Here is a 20,911-nt window from a genome sequence, read left to right as displayed (position 1 = left end):
TTCCGGGACCGGCCTGAATTACGCCGGAGTTCCGAAGCTAATTCAGGTAACCCACTATTAGGTAAAGCAATAGTAAAGGATGGCTGATTTTTGTCAAGAGGGAGGAGTAATCTTGATAGTTATCTCAACTTTTCGATTTCGGCAGTAAGCTGCGGAAGCACTTCATAAAGGTCTCCCACGATGCCGTAATCGGCTACTTCGAAAATCCCGGCTTCCGGATCATTATTAATGGCAACGATCGTCTCTGCTTCGGCCACGCCGGCCGTAAAGTGGATTGCCCCGGAAACACCGGCGGTAACGAGCAGGCTGCCACGCATGCGCACGCCTTCCAAGCCGAGGTATTGATCGCGGCTCATCCACCCTTCCACATCGCACAGGGGCCGCGAAGAACCGAGAGCCGCGTCTAGGGCGGTAGCCAGTTCAGCAGCCAGGTGCAGATCTTCCTTATGTACAAATCCGCGCCCGGCGGCTACTACCCTATCGGCGCGGGAAAGATCTACTTCTCCTACCTCGGCGGCTTGCCGGTCCGTGATTTTGGCACAGCCAAGCAGGTCTGCCTCCTCGGGTCTGAGCACTTCCACTTCCGGTGCCGCAGCCGTAGCTGGCGGTTCTGCAGCCGCAGCTGGTGTTGCGGCAGCCGGTGTTGCGGTAGCTGGTGCGCCGGCTGTATCGGCGGCGGCGCTAGTTTCCGCGGCGGCACAAGTTTCCGCGGCGGCGCTAGTTTCTGCGGCGGCTGCGGACATTGGTTCCATAATCGCCACTAGGGGCGCTTCTAGCGGATAGTCCTCTAAGGTTGCGCCGCCAAAGCGGGCAAGGGTCAAGGTGTTTTCGTCAAAGCTACGCACTCCGGTAAGGAGCGGGAGGCCATATTTGACGGCTACGGCCCCCGCAAAGGCACGTGCAACCCCTGTACTCGGTGCCAAGACGAGATCGTTCGGGCCCAGCTCCACCAGGCCGGCCACGTACATTGCCGCGGTTTCCGGCGGAATACCCGCTTCCAGTTCCACGCGAATGGCGCGATCCGCGCCGGCTACATCAGCATCAGTAGCTTCCGTACCATTTGCTACGCCCACTACATTTACTGGACCGCGGCGCTTGGCGAACGCTACGAGTTCACTCACATCTGCTCCGGCACTAAGAACCCAAACCGTCACTTGTTACCTCCAATGAAGCCGGCATCGCGCAGGGCGGCCGCCAATTGTGCCGGTGCTTCCTGCCCGCTAAAGATAATATGCTTGCGTTGCTTTTCGGCGGCTTTCCGCCGGGCAAGCGGACTGGCTGTAATCGGAGAAAGCCCCAGTTCGGCCACGGAAACTTCCGCGTAAGGTTTCTTGCCGGCGCCAATAATATCGCGCATGCTCGGCACGGATACTTCTGCCGCATCCGAGGTAACCGCGATTACTGCCGGACCGCATAGATCAATGCGGCGTAGTTCGGCACCTACTTGCTGTAAGCACCGAAAAGTCCCGTTTTCCCGAAGCTCAATTTTGGTGACGTCTTGGAAACAGGGCCAGCCCAGATGAGCCGCGGCGATCCCCGGGATCACCCGGCCACCTTCATCAATACTGCCCGGGCCGGTAAGAAGGAGGGTGATATCCCCTTCCCGTTTCACGAGCGTGGCCAAAGCCTGCCCCATCGTGGTGGCGGTCCATTTTTCGGTAGCATCATCAGCCACGATGAGAGCCCGATCCGGACCGTTTGATAAAGCACTTTTTCTGATGGCACCGCTGGCCGCGATGCTGCTTCCGACGGTAATCCCTAAGGATTCGGTTCCAAGTTGCGCCGCGAGATCGGCCGCTACTTGCATGGCAACGACGTCGTCGTCAGATATTACTGGGCGCGCACGAGACCAGTCCATATCCCCGCTTTCCGTAACCCTGGCGGCTTCCGGATTACGGGCAACCTTATAGGCAACCGCAATGGTCATGCCTTCCTCGCTTCCCTCCGTGTATCGATCTACGGTTTGGTTTTTCGCTCAATTGATTGTCCCGAGCGCTGCGGGCATATCCTGCTCAAACCTTACCTTGATCTCGAGGCTAGAGCACCTCCGGATTCGTCTCAGCGAGGTTTCCCTCTCCCGCATCGCTTTCCGGGTGGGTTGCGGCTCGCCACGCACACAGCACCCCGCCCGCGATCATAGCGATCCCCGTCCACAAATTCAGGTTCAACCCCGCGGCTTTCGCCAAATCTTCCGCGGTCACAAAGAATAATCCGTACACCGTGAGCATAAACCCAAACCCGCCCAGCATCACCGCCATCCAAACCCGCAAATCTAATACCGAAAACCGCATGCAGCCGGACCGGCGAGGATTTGCTGGCGCCGCTGCCGTGCCCTTTGCTGCCGCTTGCTCTTTGTTTTCTTTAGTCATTTGTTCGATTCCTTGGTGCTTAGCTAGTTTGCTGTTTAGTACCGGCGGTTATTTCCCTGGTGTTTGATTGGTTCTTTTTCTATTGGGTACTTGGTTCTTTCTCTGCCGGGCGGTTGTTTCGTTTCTTTGGCTTAGCGCCGGCTCGTTTTCTTTGGTTTAGCGCAGATTAGCTTCCTTTTGCTTAGCTGGGAGCAAACCCCGGTGTTAAGCGACGCGGTTTTAGGCGAAGCACACGTTGAGTACTAGGCAAACCGCGAGAACGACGCCGCCGAGCGGGCCGGGCCGTTCCCACCAGTGCAGTTTTTCCCCGGCTGCTTCCCGCTGGCGGGCTTCGGCAATTTGCGCGGCCGCTAAATCCGGGGCAGGCAGGGCACCGCGAATCGTCATTTTGGTTCTCCCCCATACCAGGCCGTCTAGTTCTTCTAGGGGTTTGGGCGGGGTACGCCAGGTGACCAGCACGGATACGGCAATATCGGCCACGAATGCCACGCCCGAGGCCATAAAGGAAGCTGCTTGGGAAGAATTAAAGGTGAGAAAACCTGCCGCGTTGCCGATTTGTACAAACCCGGCTCCGGCCGCGCCGGCCACCAGTCCCCACAGGCCCGCTTGCGGGCTCATGCGTTTCCAAAACATGCCGAGGATGAAAGTCGCGAACAGGGGTGCGTTGAAAATTGACTGCAATAGTTGTGTGTAGTCTTGCAGGTTCGAAAATTCGGCGGCAATAAAGGCCGTGCCGACGGCTATGATCACACCCCAGAAAGTAAAACGCCGCCCGGCTTTTACGTAGTAGGAGTCAGACCTGCCGGGCCGAATATAGGTTTCCCACAGGTCGTAGGTGATCACGGTTGTGAAAGACGAAATATTAGCTGCCATGCCCGCCATAAACGCGGCGATTAACCCGGCCAGAGCTAATCCGAGCAAACCGTGCGGCATAATCTGCCCAATTAAAGCTGGTAACGCTTCGTTGTAGGCCAGTTGGCCGGTATGTAGTTCCGGAATAAGCACGGCGGCGATCAGCCCCGGCACAATAATTACGGCCGGCAGGAACATTTTCGGGATGGCTGCCAGGATTGGGGCGAGCCGGGCCGAACGCATATCGCGGGCAGAAAGCGCCCGCTGTACTTCCGTGAAATTCGTGGTCCAGTATCCGAAGGAATTCACAAAGCCCATGCCCAGGGCAATCCCAATCCAGTTCCCGTACGGGTTGGTGGTATTACTAAGCCCGGTCCCGCCCCACACGGATAGCCCATCCGGGCCAAGTACCTGTGAGTTTTGCAGGGCTTCTACGAGCCCGGCCGGCCCGCCCACGCGCGCCAGACCGCCAATGGTCAGCGGGGTTATAAAAGCAATAATGAGCAGGAGTTGGAGCACTTCGTTATACATGGTGGCGGTAAGCCCGCCGGCCGCGGTATAGACAAGCACAATCCCCGCCGAAAATACGATAGAAATCCATAGCGGCCACCCGATCAGCACATTGATCAGCAAGGCCAAGGCAAACAGGTTAATCCCAGCTACCAGAATGGTAGAAATAGTGAAGATCACCGACTGGTACACGTGCGTGGCTTTATCGAACCGCAAACGCAAATACTCGGGCACGCTCCGCACCCGCGCTCCGTAATAGAACGGCATCATGACCAGGCCGAGGAACACCATGGCCGGCACGGCCCCAATCCAGTAGTAGTGCACGGTGGGTAGCCCGTGTTGCGAACCGGAGGCAGCCATGCCGATTAGTTCCACCGCGCCAATATTGGCGGAAAGGAAAGCCATGGCACAAATCCAGGCTGGCAAAGAGCGCCCGGAAAGGAAGAAATCCTCGGCCGAGGTAACCTTGCGCCGGGTCACCCACCCGATCGTTATCACTAAGGCCACATAGAGCACGATGAAGCTGTAATCAAAAAGATTCGCATCGAGCCTGAGGTCCATATGTGTCTCGCTTTCGCTGCTAGAAGCCGGCTAGCTCGGCCATCGCCGGTTTACTTGGTGCCGATTTCCGCGTGAGCCTGCCGAATTTCGGCGACCGTTACCGGGCGGTGTTCCTGGAACGACCGCTGGGCCGCTTCCGCAATTTCTAGGGCTCGCACGGCATCTGCTAGCCCTGCCGGTACCGCTTCCCCGTTCTGTACAACTTTTAGGAAGGCATCAATTTCGCGGGCATAACACTCCGCAAACCGCGCGATGAAATCCACCCACGGTTCACCCTGCGGGTAGCTCACCCCGGGTTCCAGAGAAACCAAAGGGAGCTTTTCATCCATTCCCACTACTTCGGTGCGGGTAGTTCCGTGCAGTTCCATACGCACGTCGTACCCGTGCCCGTTGTAGCGCGACGACGACGCCGTTACCAACACCCCGCCCGTCATTTTGAGGACGGCCACGGTTTCGGCCGCATCCGCAAAATCGCGGAAATCAGCTAGGCCCAAATCGTTTCCGTAGGCAAAGACTTCTTCCACTTCTTGGCCGGTGACCCAGCGCAGGACATCAAAATCATGGATCAGGCAGTCCACGAAAATCCCACCGGAAGCGGCCAGAAATTCGCGGTGCGGCGGGTTTTGGTCCATGGTGTGCATAATCACCCGCCGCAATTCTCCCAGTTTTCCAGCCGCTACATGTTTGCGCGCGGCGCTATAGGCGGGATCGAAACGGCGTTGGAAACCAATATGGATTGGCGCATCCGCCGGGGTATTAGCACACACCCGCAAAGTTTCTGCCAGCGAGGTAGCAACCGGTTTTTCGCAAAATACCGGCAGCCCGCGTTGTGCTACCGCAATAATCTGCTCTCCATGCACGTTGGTGGGACTGGTAATTACTACTCCATCGAGACCGGCGGCCCGGCCCGTCCCCGTTTCGATCTCTTCCGGGCTAGCTACTTCTACCCGGGCCCCGCTAATGCCTTGGGCGCGCGAAATCTCTGCCAGTTCGGCAGCTACTTGTTCAGCCCGGCCTGGCTGGGGATCAGCGATCACCAAACGTGCCACCCGCGAATTGAGAATCTTCGCGTGCATAGCCCCCGCCCGGCCCAGCCCGAGCTGGCCGATTGCTAACTCGCTACCGCGTGCCGGCTCTTCCTGGGGCGCAATCGCTGAGTCCCTAGCCGAGTCCCTGGTGGCCGCATTTACGGCGCCCCCGGTGGTCACATTTACCGTGCCCTCAGTGGTTGCATTCACCGGGGCCTTGCCGGGCGCATCAGTCGACTCTTTGTTAGTAGCTGCTGCCTGCATTTTTTCTCCTGCCTAGCTACGAAGGCAAATACGTTAACCGCGGGCGTTATCACCTTCGGTGGCGCCCTATTTTTGCCTAGATCTCCAGAGTAACGCCTTTGGCACCGCTGTGAGCGTGATTTTGCCCGCTTGAGACTTCATTTCCGTACGCCATTCACCTCTATGTAGCCTTCGAGTAAGCGCTATTTCATATTCCTGCTAAGCGCTTTTAGCACCGCCAGGAACGTGCGGCCAAATGGCTCTGGGGCGGGCTTTTCGGCGTCGTCGACAAGTTATCCACACCGCCGCCAGGCACCGCAAACCGGAGCGAAAAATCGCCCCCTTGACACGCACCCCAGTTACTTGGTTAGCTACTCATGTAACTAACCAAGGGGGTGTGTATGGACTTCGCTTCGGGAATGCCTATCTACCTGCAGATCGCACAGAACATTCGCGAGCAGATCCTTTCCGGGCAATTGCCCGCAGGTTCGCAAACAATGTCCACCACCCAGTACGCGGCCGCCTACAAAATTAACCCTGCTACCGCTAATAAGGCACTGAACCTGCTGGTAGATGAGGGGTTACTGGAGAAACGGCGCGGAGTGGGAATGTTTGTGACCGCGCGAGCCGAACAGCTTTTGCGCGCTACCGGCAGAGAAGAGTACGCGGAAAAAGTACTGGGGCCCGCGCTGGACGAAGGGTTGAATTTAGGGTTCACCATCGCTCAGATTTTGCGGTTTGCCCGCGCCCATTTCGAGACAGAAAACACCAAGCACACGGAAGGAGAAGCGCTGTGATACGCACCGAGAAACTCAGCTTTACCTATCGCAAAAAGCCGGCAATATCGCAGGTCACGCTAGAGTTTACGAGTCCGAGTATTACCGGCATGCTAGGCCGTAACGGGTCTGGAAAATCCACGCTCGGCATGCTTTTAGCGGGTCTGCTCAAACCGGATTCCGGGGAGGTGTACTACCGCGGCGAACGTGTTTTTGAAAGCGCGGCCGCCATGGCAGCAATCGCCTACGTTTCGGAAGCTACAGTGGCTTTCCCAGATTCTCCGCTCACCACCACTATGCACGTGTGGGAACAGGCACGCGAAACCTGGGATGGCGAATATGCCCACGAGCTGCTCGAACTTTTCGAACTCTCCCCTAAGGCTTCCCCCTTGCAGCTTTCGCGCGGGCAACTCGCGGCCTTCCACGCCACGCTCGGCCTGGCAGCCCGCACTCCCGTCACCATCCTGGACGAGGTGCATTTGGGAATGGACGCGGTGTACCGCGAAATTTTCTACCGGTGCTTGCTGGCTGATTACACCGCGCACCCGCGCACTATCATCCTTTCCTCGCATCTCATTGAGGAAATACAGAACCTGCTAGACCGGGCAATTTTCCTTGACCACGGCACTGTAATTGCCGACGGCGACCCAGACGAGCTACGTGCCAAGTACGGCCAAAACGGCAAACTTGCTTCTTTGACCGAAGTGCTCATGGCCCTCACACTCTCCGATTCACAAAAACAAAGCATGGGAGGAGACCCGCAATGATGCACGACCAGAAACCAGCTACCGGAGCGCAGCCCCTCTCCTGCTCTGACGCCGATCAGGCAGGCACGCACCCCGGCAGGCGCGGCCGGAATGCCGGCCGGCGGCATAACCTTGGCGTGGCCCAAGGGCGGAGCCTAGGTGAGATATACCGCGGGCTTAATGCCAGCCTCGGGCACGTGGCAGAAAAATTTGTAGGCGGCGCGGGCTCGCTGCGCGGGCGCTTCTTCCGCCAGCAAATCCTCGCCCTGGGCTTTGCAATTATCTTCGTGGTGCTTCTTTCTTTCACCAATGGGCATGCCACCGCGCCGTTGGACGCCACCCACTTGGCTTATCTGCACTCGGTGCCGGGTCTGCTCATTTTGCATGAGTTAATGGTGCCGTGTATTTCTATAGTTTCTTTGGTCGGGGCTCTGCAAACTCTGCGTACCCAGGCCTACTTGAACGCCGGGTACACGCGGGTGCATATTTGGCGGGCCTTGCGCGGGGCGGGCCTGCGGAGCATATCCCTCGCGTTCTTGGTTTTAGCTTTCCTCACCAACCTGGTGCTGTTCATCCACGGCTTGCGTACCGACACCCTGGCCATTTCCGGCACGATTAAAACCTCGGAACTTACCACCCTGGGATATGCGGATCTAGACGGTTTTGCGCCGCCCTGGGAGCCGGGCGCGTCTCTCCCCTATAGCGGTAACTACTGGCACATCCTTCTTGGCTACTTCCTGATCGGAATTGCCACCTATGCCTTAGCGATCGCCCTGGCCAGTATTTTTACGCGCTGGCGGGTACGTACGGTAGTGCTGCATACGGCCATGTTCGGTGCGATCGTGGTGGTGATCGCAGTTATCTACTCCGCCCTTTCCAGGCCGATCAATTGGGTGCTCGGCTGGGGGCTAGACACCCTGGACCGTTTCCTGATCCAACCGATTGCGGGACTCCTGGCCGGGCCCGTGCAGAGTTTCGGGGCCTGGGCCCAACCCGGCCTAGAAGCTTTCCAAAACTGGGTGAGAGGCCTGGAAGATACTTTCTTCAATAGCTGGTTCCCAGACGGGCAAACCCAAACCTTCGAATTCTTGTTCCTGGTACTGATTTTCGGTGGTATCTGCCTGGTTATTAGCCGCAGGCTGAGCCGGCGCAACCTGCTCCGCACTAATTTGAAGCGGCGCTAAAACCGCGTTAAAACGTGCTAGAACGCCCGTGGTGCCCGGCGTGGTTTCCTGCGCCGAGCGCCACGGGTTTACTGCACCTAACGCCGCAAGTTTCCTACACCAAGCACCACGGGTTTACTGCGCCAAGCACCGCAAGTTTCCCACACCAAGCACCGCGAGTTTACTGCGCCGAGCGCCACAAGTTACCCAACGTGCCGCCTCAGTAGCCGAATAGGGGATGAACCGCGCCCTTTTGCCACCTACACTTGCACCATGAGAATTGGAGTCCCTACTGAATTGAAGAATAACGAGTACCGCGTGGCCTTGACGCCTGCCGGTGCGCGTGAACTTACCGAGGCTGGACACGAGGTTGTGGTGCAGTCCGACGCCGGGCGCGTTTCCGGTTTTTCTGACGAGGCTTACGCTGCGGCAGGCGCAAAGATTGGGACCGCCGGACAAGCTTGGGCGGCAGACCTCGTTTTGAAAGTCAAAGAACCAGAACCGGAGGAATACCACTACCTGCGGCCCGACCTCGTACTCTTCACCTACCTGCATCTGGCTTCCAATACCCGACTAGTACGGGCCCTGCTGGATGCCGGCACAATTTCCGTAGCTTATGAAACCGTGCGCGAAGGCAACAAGCTCCCCTTGCTCGCCCCCATGAGCCGGGTAGCCGGCAACCTTTCCCCAATTATTGGTTCTTACCATCTGATGGAAGCCCAGGGCGGATCGGGCATGCTCATTGGCGGCGTGGCCGGAACGCGGCCCGCCCGGGTAGCGGTGGTCGGTGGCGGTGTGGCTGGTGAAAGCGCCGCCGTAATGGCCGCCGGCATGGGCGGAGACGTAACCGTGCTCGATATTTCGGTAGAACGGCTTGCCGCTTTGCGTTCCACTTACGGTTCCACCTTCAAAACCTTGGCTTCTAATGCGCAAAACATTGAAGAAACCGTGGCCAATGCGGACCTCGTAATCGGTTCCGTGCTCATCCCGGGGGCTTCCGCCCCGAAGCTAGTTACCAGCGCCATGGTCCGCAAAATGCGAGAAGGTTCAGTGCTGGTAGATATTGCGATCGACCAAGGTGGCTGTTTTGAAGGTTCGCATCCCACCACGCACCAACATCCCACTTTCGACGTGGATGGGAAGATCTTCTACTGCGTGGCGAATATGCCCGGCGCGGTACCTCAAACTGCTACCGAAGCGTTGACGAACACCACTTTGCCTTATGCCATGCAAATCGCAAATCACGGGTGGCGCGAAGCGCTGACCGCAGACCCCGGCTTCCGCCCAGGGCTTAACACTGCGGCCGGTAAAATTACTAATCGCGCCGTTTTTGACTCCGTTGCCGGGACGATGGGCCTACAGGAGGCTGATTTCACTAATGAGCTCCCAGAAGAGCAGTGAGAGACTTTTACCATGAAGGATTTCTATTCGCTCTACACGCATGGCTTTGCCCGCATCGCCGCGGTTTCTCCCGCGGTTACACCCGGTAAGCCCCTCGCCAATGCCAGCAGCATTATCCTTGCCGCCCAGCAAGCTTCCGCACAAGGCGCCGTTTTGGCCGCTTTCCCCGCTCTGGCAGTAAGCGGCGCCAGCCTCGAAGATCTCTATTTCCAAGATGCTTTGCTGGAGCAAAGCTACCGCGCTTTGGAACAGATTCGCCTGGCTTCCCAGGACCTCACCCCCATGTTGGTGGTAGGTGCGCCCTTGCGATCTTCCCAAGCGCTGTATTCTTGCGCGGTAGTGATCCATCGCGGCTATGTTTTGGGGGCCGTTCCCCAACAAGCTTTTTCGGCTGGTTCTTACGGTTCCCGGTATTTCGCGCCCGGCGCTTCCCTGGCGCGCCAGTCCCTGGAGTATCCGTATCCCACTATTCCGTACGACGACGCCGACTGGCTGGAGGATTTGCCTGCAGCAGAATCTGCCCGGCTGGTGTATCAGTTAGACAAGGACAGTATTCCCTGTTCTCCCGGCCTGTATTTTTCGGCCACGGATCTTCCCGGTTTTTCTTTCACCATTGATTTTGCGGGAAATAATGGCGCGAATAGCACCGCGGCAGAATCTGATCCGGCGGCGCTCACGGTGCGGCTGGATGCGAGCCCGGCAGTAGCGGGAAGTTGGCGGCAGCCCCAGCAGGCCGCCCTGGTAGATTCCGCGCGCTCCCGCGGGGCGATTCTCTACGTGAATGCCGGTGCTTGGGAATCGAGCACTTCTGCGGCCTGGGCAAGCTCCGCTTTTATCGTGGAAAATGGTTCTTTACTGGCCAACTCCGGTTTTGGAGCCGAAGCGGGCGGAGCCGGTTTCCCCACGGCGTCGGAACCGATTATTACCTACGCAGATATTGATCTAGACGGTATTGCTTTGGCGCGGCGCTCCGCCCCCGGGTTTACGGATGCGGCAAGCGTGGGAGCGCCGGGAATGCCGGCCGCGCTCGCCGTGGACTACCCGGAGATTCCCTTCCAGCTTGGGGTACCGGATATGGCAGAACTGGGCAAAAGCGTACAGGATTTGCGCCGGCCCCTTCCGCGCTTCCCCTTCCAGGAAGATCATGGCCACCCGATCGATCCGGAAGAAGTACTCAACTTGCAAGCCAGTGCTTTGCAAACTCGTTTGCGGGCGATCGGCCAACCAAAGATTGTGCTGGGAGTTTCCGGCGGTCTGGATTCCACGCAGGCACTGCTGGTAGCAGTTACGGCGTGTGATCGGGCCGGAATTTCCCGGGATAATATTTTGGCTTTCACCCTGCCCGGGTTTGCTACCTCGCAGGGCACAAAATCTAATGCTTATGCACTGTGCCAGGCCTTGGGCGTACCTCTCGAAGAAATCGATATTAGGCCTGCGGGTATGCAGATTCTGAGCGATCTGGGCCACCCCTACGCGCATGGGGAACCCGTTTACGATGTAACCTTCGAAAACGTGCAGGCTGGTTTGCGGGCCGATTATTTGTTCCGGATTGCCGGCCAGCGCGGCGGGATCGTGCTCGGCACCGGAGACCTTTCCGAATCTTCCTTGGGCTGGGCGACCTTTGGCGTGGGTGACCATATTTGCCATTACAACGTGAATGCCGGCCTCCCCAAGACTTCCATGCAAGGGCTTATTCGCTGGGTGATTGGAACCTCCCGTTTTGGCGAGGAAGCAAATGCGGCCCTGCAAGCAATTTTGGATACCGAAATCTCGCCGGAACTGGTACCGGCAGATGCACAGGGCGCCATGCAGTCTACCCAACAGCAGATCGGCCCCTACGAATTGCAGGACTTCCACCTGTATTGGTTAATGCGCGGGTACAAGCCGGCCAAAATTGCTTTCCTGGCCTACCATGCCTGGCATGATGCCACGCGGGAAGCCGGGTGGCCGCAAGGTTATACGGGCGCGCGGCACGAATATTCAATCGGGGAAATCAAACACTGGTTGGGGATTTTTGTGCGCAGGTTCTTTAGCCAGCAGTTCAAGCGGTCCACTTCCCCGAACGGTCCAGAAATCCTTCCGGGCGGTTCGCTCGGCCCGCTTGGGGCATGGCGAATGCCTTCCGATATTAGTTCCGAGGCTTGGCTGGCCGACCTGGCCGAGGTTCCCGAAGAATAGCGGCAAGGGTAGTGCCAAGAGTAGCGGCACTGGAACAAGAGTAGCGGCACTGGAATTTGTAATAAAAACAAAATGAGGCAATAAGTATGATTGAGATTTTTTCGGAGCTCACACCGGAGCTATTTGCGGCCTATCAGGAGCTAATCCCGCAGCTTTCGCATTCTTTGCCCGGTGTTTCGCAAGAACACGCCGCGGAGGTACTAAACCAACCGGGCGTGTACCAATTGGTTTACCGGCAGGCGCCAGGCGAACCAATCCAAGGTCTGCTCACTTTGGTGACTTTCTCGATTCCTACCGGGAAACGTGCCTGGGTGGAAGACGTAGTGGTTGATAGCGCAGCCCGTGGCCACGGGGCCGGTAAGGAACTCGTGGAAGCTGCTTTGGCCCAAGCCCAAAAGGTAGGGGCGCGGACGGTGGACCTCACTTCCCGGCCCTCCCGTGAAGCCGCTAACCGCCTGTACCGTCGGGTCGGTTTCCAACCCCGAGAAACAAACGTGTACCGTTACGAGGCCTAAAGGGATCATGCCAAGGGCCTAGTTTTTCTAACCGGTTACGGTGTTGGTTGGCGTTCTGCTTTCTTTTAGCGTTGCTTTTAGCGTTGCTTTTAGCGGAGCAGATGCCAACCAACACCGTTTCTCGTTAGTGAGGTGTTATCGGTGTACGACGGATAGGTCAGGCCCTGAGAACTCTAAACCGGTCCTTTCGGGGTGTTATCGGTGTACGACGGATAGGTCTGCGCGCTGGAATTCTTTGATATCCGAGTAACCAGTGGCAGACATCGCGTGGCGGAGCGCGCCCATAATATTCGTGTGCCCCTGCGCCGAAGAAGTGGGGCCGAAAAGTACCTCTTCGAGGGAACCAGCGGTTCCTACATAAACGCGTTCTCCGCGCGGCAGGCGCGGATGGCGTGCTTCCGGCCCCCAATGCCACCCGGCACCGGGAGCTTCCGCGGCCCGCGCCAGCATGGTTCCCAACATGAGGCCGTCAGCTCCGCAAGCAATTGCTTTTACGACGTCGCCGGAAGTACCCAGGGACCCATCGGCAATTACGTGCACGTACCGGCCACCCGATTCATCCAAATAATCGCGCCGCGCGGCCGCAATTTCGGCAATGGTGGTAGCCATGGGCGCGGCAATGCCCACCGTGCGCAAGGTTTGCGAAGCAGCTCCCCCACCGTAACCGGCAAGCACTCCCGCCGCGCCGGTACGCATTAGATGCAAGGCGCCCTGGTAGGTAACAGCGCCGCCGACGATCACCGGGATATCCAGGTCGTAAATAAACGTGCGCAAGTTGAGCGGTTCACGCGTGGTAGAAACATGTTCGGCAGATACGGTGGTCCCGCGGATTACAAAAAGGTCCAGGCCCGCTTCTTGCACCGGGCCGACCAGCGATTTTGCGGCGCCCGGCGAGCAGGCACCGGCCACCACCACGCCCGCATCACGCAATTCGGTGAGCCGCTGGCCAATTAGTTCATTCTTGATTGGTTCGGCCGCGTACAGCCGCTGCAATACCGCATTAGAATTTTCGGCGGAGGTACGGGCTATTTCCGCGTAAACTTCGCTCGGATTTTCGTAACGGGTCCACAAGCCTTCCAGGTCTAGGACGCCCACCCCGCCCATTTTCCCGAGCTCAACAATCATTTCCGGGGAACCTACCGAATCCATCGGCGCGGCCATGACCGGAATATCCAGGTGGTAGGCATCGAGTTGCCAAGTGGTTGAGACCTCCCGCACATCCCGGGTGCGGCGCCGTGGTACTACCGCGATATCGTCCAACGTGTACGTAATTCGTGCGCGTTTCCCGCGTCCAATTTCAACTTCGCTCACGCTTACCAGCCTAGCTGGAATCGCTACCCTTATCGTGTATGCACCTCAGAATTGGACTTCAGAGGGGCTACCAGGTGGTGACGCTGGGCCGGGCTAGTTTTTAGGACCGGTCGGTTTGAGTGCCTTCCTGGGTTTGGTGCCATTGGTTGGCGTATTCAGTCGGTGGGATAAATCCTAGGCTCGAATGAGGATGATGCGTATTGTAACGCTCTGACCACAGTCGCAGGCAGTGCGACGCGTGGGCAGGGTCGTCGAACATCTCGTCTTCTAGCAGCTCGTCACGTAGCCGGTTGTGGAAGGACTCCACAAACCCGTTATGCCAGGGCATTCCCGGTGGGATGAACGCTTCGATAGTGTCTTGCTTGGCTGCCCATTGAGTCAGCTCTTGGCTGATGAACTCCGGGCCGTTATCCATACGCAACACCCGAGGCCTACCACCGCGCACTGCGGCGTACTTATCCGCGCTAGGCTTCTGGTGGCGTTTGCGGGCGTTGTAGTACGCCGCTGTGGATACCCCGACGACCCGGCAGGCAAAGCGCACCGAATAACCCACAGATAGAGCGTAATCGATGGCTTCATACCTGCGTGCCGGGGTCAGAATTTTCCCTCCGCAAGCTCCTTCAGCAGCGCCTTTTCCAACTCAGCTTCCCCGAGTAAGCGCTTGAGCTTGGTGTTTTCTTCCTGCAGCTCTTTAAAGCGGCGGGCTTCGCTGCGGGACATGTTGCCGTACTGCCTGACCCAGCGATGGTAGGTTGCCTCGCTAACGCCAAGGTCACGGCAGACTTCGGCCACAGTACTACCCGAGGCCTTCAAGGCCCGGGCTTTCTCGAGCTTGGCCACAATCTGCTCAGGGGTGTGCTTCGAGAATTTCTTCATGATTACCAGTCTTCCTGCCCAACAGGGGCTGTCACGGAAGACACGCTCAAATCACATGGTCTATTTAATCCAGCCCAGGCCAAGGGTTGCTCACTATACACAGACCTCAATGCCCTCTTCTACACAACTCCGCGGTGGCTTTAGCATTCTTACGAGAGAGCGTTCCCTCCCCACGCGCCTCGCGGCGGCTAAGGTAGGAGCAGTCAACTGCGGAAGGAATTGCTATGTGGACCGAAAACCCGATCCTCGGATTCGATACTGAGACAACCGGTGTGAATCCGGCGAAAGAACGCCTTGTTACGTGCTCGCTCGTACGGGTCACGTCCGACGGCGCACAGTCTCGCTTCTGGTTGGCCGATCCGGGAGTGCCCATCCCGGCGGCGGCGAGCGCTATCCACGGGATTACTACGGAGCGGGCCCAGCAGGAGGGCCAGCCAATCACGAAAGTTTTGGCAGAAATCTCGGATGCGCTCGTGGCGCATTTAAGCCGGGGTTTTGCCGCAGTTGCTTTTAATGCTTCATATGATTTCACCTTGTTGGAGGCGGAGTTGGGCCGGCACGGCTTGCCGACCCTCACCGAGCGGCTCGGGGGCGAAATCTTCCCGGTAGTAGACCCGTATCTTTTAGATCGGGCTCTGGATCGTTATCGGCGTGGCAAGCGCAGACTAATAGACTTGGTGGAGCATTACGGCGTTGGCAATAACGATTCCTTCCACGACGCCGAAACTGACGTGCGGGCAACTTTGCGAGTACTGGGAGCGATAGTCCGCAAGTACCCGCAGGTGGCGAAGATGGATCTGCGCGAGGTGGTGGACTTGCAGATCGCTGCCAATAACGAATTCCAAACTTTCTTGCAATCTCGGGGCCGCGGTTCGGGCCCGCAAGAAGGTTGGCCCGTACCGCGGTAGCGGGCGCTGCCCGGTATCCCAATACTGGCAATTTGCAGTTTTCGCGGCCATTGACTCATACCGAAGAGGAGACTCATGCCGAAGATGAGACTCATACCGAAGAGGAGACTTTCGCTCCCGGCAAGTAGGTCCGCAACTGCGCATAGTGTTTATAAAACTAGCGGGCTGCGGTAGCCCCCATCTGGTGGGAACTACCGCAGCCCGCTTTTGCTACGCTGATATTTTTCTACATATGCTTTCGGCTGCGCCGCGTAGCCTTGCCGCCAATCTTTCCGCGCAGCTCTGCCGCGCAGCCTTACCGTTCGGCTTTACCGCGTAGCTTTGCGTTAGCCTTGCTTTCGCCGTTTGGCTTTCTTGCAGGCGTTTCGCGTTGCTTTCGCGTTTAGCTCCGGCCGGAGTAGTTGGGCGCTTCCACGGTCATTTGTACATCGTGCGGGTGGGACTCTTGCAAGCCTGCCGCCGTCATCCGTACGAAGCGTCCCTTTTCCTTCAGTTCCGGAATCGTGCGCGCACCCGAATAGAACATGGACTGGTTGAGCCCGCCTACCAGTTCATAAAGTACGGAAGAAAGCGCACCGCGATACGGCACTTGGCCTTCGATACCTTCCGGAATGATCTTGTCATCACTGGTAACGTCTGACTGGAAATAGCGGTCCTTCGAATAGGATTTCTTACCCCGCGAGCTCATGGCACCGAGCGAACCCATGCCGCGGAAATGCTTGTATTGCTTACCGCTAACAAACACGAGTTCACCGGGGGTTTCTTCACAGCCAGCAAGCAGGGAACCGAGCATTACGGTGTCTGCCCCGGCCACGATAGCCTTTGCAATATCGCCAGAATAGTGCAGGCCCCCATCCGCAATCAGCGGTACACCGGCCGGTCCGCACGCCTTTGCTGCCTCGTGTACAGCGGTGAGCTGCGGAACGCCAACCCCGGCAACCACGCGGGTGGTACAAATCGAGCCGGGCCCGATCCCAACCTTGACGGCATCCGCGCCGGCGTCGATAAGCGCCTGAGCACCGGAACGGGTGGCAACGTTTCCACCAATAATCTGGACCCCATCAAACCCGGAGTCCTTACGCAGGTTGGAGATCATATCGAGGGCGATCTTGGCTTCCCCGTTTGCGGAGTCGATAACGATTACGTCTACGCCCGCATCGGCAAGCGCGGTGGCACGTTCCCAAGCGTCACCCAGATAGCCGACGCCGGCGCCCACCAGTAGCCTTCCGTCTGCGTCCTTGGAAGCATTCGGATACTGCTGGGTTTTTACGAAGTCTTTAACGGTGATAAGGCCGGAAAGCTTTCCGTCCTTATCTACGAGCGGTAGTTTTTCAATCTTGTTACTGGAAAGAAGTTCTTGTGCTTCTTCCCGCGATACCCCGGTGGGGGCAGTAATGAGCGGCATACGCGTCATTACTTCCGAAACGCGGATATTTTCGTAGTCGCTTTTCTTGACAAAGCGGAGGTCGCGATTAGTAATAATGCCCAGGAGCGTGCCTTCGCCGTCAATTACCGGCAGGCCAGAAATGCGGTAGCGGCCGCACAGGTCATCAAGTTCTTTCAAGGTGGCTTCCGGGCCCACGGTAACCGGATCGGTGACCATACCCGATTCAGACCTTTTCACTTCCCGAACTTGTTGAGCTTGTTCTTCTACGGATAGGTTGCGATGAATAATACCGATTCCACCTTGGCGAGCCATAGCTACTGCCATATTCCGTTCCGTCACCGTATCCATAGCCGCCGAAACCATCGGCGTCTTCAGGGTAATCTTGCGAGTGAGCGGAGAGGAAGTATCAACCTCGGAGGGAATAACATCCGTAGGTTGCGGAACGAGCAGAACATCATCATAAGTAAGTGCTAGCGGTGCAAAGTCATTCTCGAACTCCATTTTTCCATTTTACGCCCTGCACCCTGCATATTCTCCGAATAAAGCGAGCATTTGCTCACCAGTTAATGCCGCAAAGGTGGCTGCCCCTATGGCAACCACCTCCCTAACTTCAGTAACGCAAATTATTCCATGGCCACACCCTCAACGGTCACACCCTCAGCACCGCAGCTCCAGGTACCAATTCCGCGGTTTGTGTTCTTGTGGGAACCCGCATTTATCGCGGAATTAGTACGCGGGGAAAATGCGGGAGGTGCGGGGCCTGGCTGGCCTCGCACCTCCCGGGTTTCGTATTTACTTAGGCGCTAGCGGTTTGATTCCGCGCTAGCGGCGTTAGCTGCTAAAAACCGGCTTTACGTTAGCAACGGCGCGAGCTACGGCGTTAGACGCTAGCGGTGTTAGCTTCGTGTTAGCGGCGGTCTACGGCCGGGGTGTCAATCCCGTCCCCGTCCCAATCACCAACCACCGAAACATCCTTCGCATTACCATAAGCAAAGACCTCATCAGCCACGCCCGTAACCAGCTTGTTCTTCAAGAAGAACTGGTTGCCACGTACCACGCCAACCCCGTCCTTGCCCGTACCGTTCCAGTCACCAACAATCACGCGGTCACCAGCAGTACCATAAGTAAACTCCAGCGGTGCCTTGGTATCCTCCAGCTTGCTTTGCACGTAGAAGATATTTCCACGCACAGCGGCCAAGGTATCCTTGCCGTCCCCGTTCCAATCCCCCGCAATAAGGGTATCGGTCGGATTGCCATAGGCATAAACCGCGTCAGCAACACCGCTGGTCAGCGAGTTACGGACAAAGACCTGGTTACCGCGAACCACGGCAACAGTGTCCTTACCATCACCATTCCAGTCCCCTACCAGGACCTCATCACCGGCGTTACCGTAGGCAAACTCGAACTGCGCAACACCACTAAACCCATTCGTGCCCAGGAACACGTTGCCCCGGCGCACCAACGGCGTATCTATACCATCACCATCCCAGTCACCGAAGATGATTTCATCGTTCGGGTTGCCATAGTTAACCGTACGATCAGCCTTACCCTGACCCCACGCGTTCACGTAGAAAATACCACGAGCATCATTACCAACCGCCCACACACCAACCGGCTTTTCGCTAGCCGGTTTGTCGGCACCGGGCTTCTCGGTGCCTGCCGGATCCGTGCCTGCCGGATCCGTGCCCGTCGTATCCGTGCCCGCCGTATCCGTGCCCGCCGTATTCGTGTCCGTCTGAGCCGTCTGTTCGCCCACCGTTACCGGAATCGTCAGATCGGCATCCCCGGCAACCACACGCAGAGTGGATTCGAAGGGAGCGTCCGCGGGAACGGTGAAGGTGATCGTGGCCTTCCCGGTGTCGTCAATATGCGGGGTCACCGTGTTATCCACTTCTGCGGTACCGACCTTCGTGTTGTTCAGGTACAGGTCTACCTTTTCGGTTACCGGTTCGGAGGAAGTCATGGAGAGCGAGGCCAAGTTAATCGTGGCTTCCTTGCCCGGCTGCAGTTTATCTTCACCGTTAATACCGATTGAAGACTGACGGTAGGAAACCTGGAAGTCCGGGTTGGCCTTCAAGAATTCGTTGAAGGCCACGTTGTCAACGATGCCGGTATCCGCGTAGTTCTTACCTTCCGTGAAGACGCTGAAACCATCGCCCCCATCCAGCAGGAACTGGTTCGAAGCGATCGTATACGTCTGCGATTCATCGCGTGGCACGAGCTTGCCATCAACGTAAACCGCCTTCACCCGGTTGCCCGGCTCACCTTCGTGGTCGTACAGGTAGGTGGTGTTATAGGAAAGTCCCAAGCGCAATAGTGGCCGGGCTGCATCTTCCGCATCCTTCCACTGCTGTTCGAGCATGGTGTAAACCTGTGCGCCCGTCAGATCGATCGTCGCATAAGAATTGCCGAAGGGCTGGACGCTGTAGGACTCCTGGTAGGTGATCTGGCCATCACCATTCGGATCTAGATCGGCCCGCAAACCGCCAGGATTAATAATCCCGAAATCGGCCTTCTTCTCCATGCCGAGCGAGTACTGGTAGAAGCCTTCTGCGATCAAATTGCCCACAGAAGATTCCGTACCGCGGTTAGCGCCAGTATCGTTTGTGTTCCGATCGTTCGTACCGCGATTAGCGATACCGCTAATGGTTCCCACCGGTTGGGCGCCCAATTCTTCCGCTTGCGCCTTAGCCTTCTGATACAGAGCCTCGATATCTTGATCAATCACGTCTGGCTCGGTGAAAGCCTTCTTTTCGACGTCGTACACCGTCTTATTTTCGGCGGTAACGCTCTTCAGTTCTTTCTTTTCGTTATCCCATTCGAGCACAATGTGCCCAAAGTTCCGGCCGAACTCACCGGGTTCAATAACCGGTGCACCGGATTCGGTTGTGGTTTCGGCGAGCAAATGGGTGTGGCCGGCAACCTGCACGTCTACATCCGCACCCACCTTTTGCGCTACTTCATGGTTTTCGTGCATGAGGCCAACCACAATATCGGCTTCCCCATTAGATTCGTCGCCATCCTTGAGCTGGGCAGCAACACGGTTCGTTGCTTCTACCGGATCGGTGAATGTAAGCCCTCTAATTCCGGAGGCAGAAACCAGGTTCGGCATATCGGCCGTCACCGTGCCTACAAAAGCGACCCGGATCCCATCCTCGGTCTTGAGCATAAAGTAGGGCGCGAAGTCTCCCGGCCGAGCCCCTTCCACATTGGCATGGACGAAGGGGAAATTCGCTTCCTTCTTAATGCGGTCCCGGTAGTCGTTGTAGCCCTGATCAAATTCGTGGTTTCCAGAAGAGGAACCTTGGAGGCCCATCGCGTTCAGGATATCCAGCGTGGGCTGATCGTTTGCAATGGAGGAAACGTAGGCGGAACCGCCAACCAAATCACCGTTGCCCACGAAGAACGTATTACCCGGGTTTGCTTCGCGCAACTTATTAATTTGCCCGGCCAGGTGGGCGGCAGTTTCAATGTGCCCATGGAAGTCTGAAATCACCGCAATATCGATCTTGGTAGTACTGGTTTGCGCGCTACCGGCATCGCCGGATCCGCTTTCCCCGCTACCGGCATCGCCGGTTCCACTTTCTGCGGTTCCCTGTTCGGTTCCGGTATTTCCAGATTCGGTGCCAACTTGCTGCGTATCAGCCTGCGTGGAAACAGTTTGCCCTTCACCCTGCACACCAGCGGTCTTTTGCTCGCCATACGCGGGGATCGTGGCCCCACCCATAACGACGGCGAGGGCCGTGATATATGCGGACCCTCGCCTAAAAATCGATTTAGACATATTTATTCCTTCGTGTTACCTGAATACAACTCCGTGTTTTCACAGGGTCACCCAGCATCATCCTGGAACCGTGTAAACACCTCGTAAACCTCGGTGAACAGCATGGAACATTTGATCTAATACTTGGGGTCATTCCTCCGCGGTCCGGGAGAAAGGTCCTGAACAATAGGAGCTAAAGGGCCCTTAACTAAAGGGCCCAAATAGTTAGGGGTTTATCGCGAAAAGCAATAGGGGTTTATCGCGAATAAAAACAAAACATAGGGCCGGAGCTAAGAGATAACCTCCCAGCTCCGGCCCTACCAA

General features: G+C 57.3%; 16 protein-coding genes and 1 pseudogene. 8 read left to right on the top strand and 9 right to left on the bottom strand.

Annotated elements, in window-relative coordinates:
* Positions 1 to 119 precede the first annotated feature (119 nt).
* The 5 genes from H8274_RS03530 to H8274_RS03510 all read right to left on the bottom strand — a co-directional run bounded on the left by H8274_RS03530 (position 120) and on the right by H8274_RS03510 (position 5,584).
* The gene (locus H8274_RS03530; RefSeq protein WP_244924515.1) at positions 120 to 1,154 is read right to left on the bottom strand and encodes an electron transfer flavoprotein subunit alpha/FixB family protein; all 1,035 of its coding nucleotides are present in this window, start codon (positions 1,152 to 1,154) and stop codon (positions 120 to 122) included.
* Positions 1,151 to 1,927, bottom strand: coding sequence for an electron transfer flavoprotein subunit beta/FixA family protein (locus H8274_RS03525; protein WP_049618884.1), 777 nt, complete (start codon positions 1,925 to 1,927; stop codon positions 1,151 to 1,153). Before H8274_RS03525 ends, H8274_RS03530 begins: the two co-directional genes overlap by 4 nt.
* A gap of 109 nt (positions 1,928 to 2,036) precedes the next feature.
* Entirely contained in the window at positions 2,037 to 2,369 is a 333-nt protein-coding gene (locus H8274_RS03520) for a hypothetical protein (protein ID WP_141670162.1), read from the bottom strand.
* Between the two features lie 219 nt (positions 2,370 to 2,588).
* The gene (locus H8274_RS03515; protein WP_185933835.1) at positions 2,589 to 4,292 is read right to left on the bottom strand and encodes a sodium:solute symporter family protein; all 1,704 of its coding nucleotides are present in this window, start codon (positions 4,290 to 4,292) and stop codon (positions 2,589 to 2,591) included.
* Positions 4,293 to 4,342: 50 nt separating this feature from the next.
* Positions 4,343 to 5,584: a Gfo/Idh/MocA family protein gene (locus H8274_RS03510; RefSeq protein WP_185933834.1), complete on the bottom strand. Its 1,242-nt coding sequence runs from the start codon at positions 5,582 to 5,584 to the stop codon at positions 4,343 to 4,345.
* 380 nt (positions 5,585 to 5,964) lie between these two features.
* Here H8274_RS03510 and H8274_RS03505 point away from each other — a divergent pair, with 380 nt between their 5' ends.
* The 6 genes from H8274_RS03505 (at position 5,965) to H8274_RS03480 (ending at position 12,342) form a co-directional block, all read left to right on the top strand.
* Entirely contained in the window at positions 5,965 to 6,360 is a 396-nt protein-coding gene (locus H8274_RS03505; protein ID WP_185933833.1) for a GntR family transcriptional regulator, read from the top strand.
* Positions 6,357 to 7,106: an ATP-binding cassette domain-containing protein gene (locus H8274_RS03500; RefSeq protein ID WP_049618887.1), complete on the top strand. Its 750-nt coding sequence runs from the start codon at positions 6,357 to 6,359 to the stop codon at positions 7,104 to 7,106. Before H8274_RS03505 ends, H8274_RS03500 begins: the two co-directional genes overlap by 4 nt.
* On the top strand, positions 7,103 to 8,269 hold the full coding sequence (locus H8274_RS03495) for a hypothetical protein (protein ID WP_049618888.1): 1,167 nt from the start codon (positions 7,103 to 7,105) through the stop codon (positions 8,267 to 8,269). The genes H8274_RS03500 and H8274_RS03495 overlap by 4 nt, the downstream gene beginning before the upstream one ends.
* Positions 8,270 to 8,521: 252 nt before the next feature.
* Positions 8,522 to 9,649, top strand: coding sequence for an alanine dehydrogenase (gene ald / locus H8274_RS03490; protein ID WP_049618889.1), 1,128 nt, complete (start codon positions 8,522 to 8,524; stop codon positions 9,647 to 9,649).
* 12 nt (positions 9,650 to 9,661) lie between these two features.
* Positions 9,662 to 11,827 (top strand): NAD(+) synthase, encoded by a 2,166-nt coding sequence (locus tag H8274_RS03485; protein ID WP_049618890.1) that lies wholly within the window; start codon positions 9,662 to 9,664, stop codon positions 11,825 to 11,827.
* 86 nt (positions 11,828 to 11,913) lie between these two features.
* Positions 11,914 to 12,342, top strand: a complete 429-nt coding sequence (locus H8274_RS03480; protein ID WP_049618891.1) for a GNAT family N-acetyltransferase — start codon at positions 11,914 to 11,916, stop codon at positions 12,340 to 12,342.
* A gap of 195 nt (positions 12,343 to 12,537) precedes the next feature.
* On the opposite strand, the gene H8274_RS03475 is transcribed toward H8274_RS03480, so the two are convergent.
* Both H8274_RS03475 and H8274_RS10000 read right to left on the bottom strand, forming a co-directional pair.
* Positions 12,538 to 13,653: a GuaB3 family IMP dehydrogenase-related protein gene (locus tag H8274_RS03475; protein ID WP_049618892.1), complete on the bottom strand. Its 1,116-nt coding sequence runs from the start codon at positions 13,651 to 13,653 to the stop codon at positions 12,538 to 12,540.
* Positions 13,654 to 13,753: 100 nt separating this feature from the next.
* Positions 13,754 to 14,529: pseudogene (locus H8274_RS10000) on the bottom strand (transposase).
* A 224-nt stretch (positions 14,530 to 14,753) separates the two neighbouring features.
* Between H8274_RS10000 and H8274_RS03460 the strand changes: the two are divergent.
* Together H8274_RS03460 and H8274_RS03455 are read left to right on the top strand one after the other, a co-directional pair.
* The gene (locus H8274_RS03460) at positions 14,754 to 15,437 is read left to right on the top strand and encodes an exonuclease domain-containing protein (protein ID WP_185933831.1); all 684 of its coding nucleotides are present in this window, start codon (positions 14,754 to 14,756) and stop codon (positions 15,435 to 15,437) included.
* Positions 15,419 to 15,565, top strand: a complete 147-nt coding sequence (locus tag H8274_RS03455) for a hypothetical protein (RefSeq protein ID WP_185933830.1) — start codon at positions 15,419 to 15,421, stop codon at positions 15,563 to 15,565. Before H8274_RS03460 ends, H8274_RS03455 begins: the two co-directional genes overlap by 19 nt.
* Before the next feature lie 254 nt (positions 15,566 to 15,819).
* Here the strand turns inward: H8274_RS03455 and guaB are convergent, their stop codons facing one another.
* Together guaB and H8274_RS03445 are read right to left on the bottom strand one after the other, a co-directional pair.
* On the bottom strand, positions 15,820 to 17,325 hold the full coding sequence (gene guaB / locus H8274_RS03450; protein WP_185933829.1) for an IMP dehydrogenase: 1,506 nt from the start codon (positions 17,323 to 17,325) through the stop codon (positions 15,820 to 15,822).
* Positions 17,326 to 17,731: 406 nt separating this feature from the next.
* The gene (locus H8274_RS03445; protein ID WP_185933828.1) at positions 17,732 to 20,608 is read right to left on the bottom strand and encodes a bifunctional metallophosphatase/5'-nucleotidase; all 2,877 of its coding nucleotides are present in this window, start codon (positions 20,606 to 20,608) and stop codon (positions 17,732 to 17,734) included.
* Between the last annotated feature and the right edge of the window lie 303 nt (positions 20,609 to 20,911).

The sequence above is a fragment of the Actinobaculum suis genome (genome assembly GCF_900618115.1).
In the GTDB taxonomy this organism is placed as follows: domain Bacteria; phylum Actinomycetota; class Actinomycetes; order Actinomycetales; family Actinomycetaceae; genus Actinobaculum; species Actinobaculum suis.
Note: the sequence above shows the minus strand (reverse complement) of the source record. Positions and strands in the feature narration are given on the sequence as shown.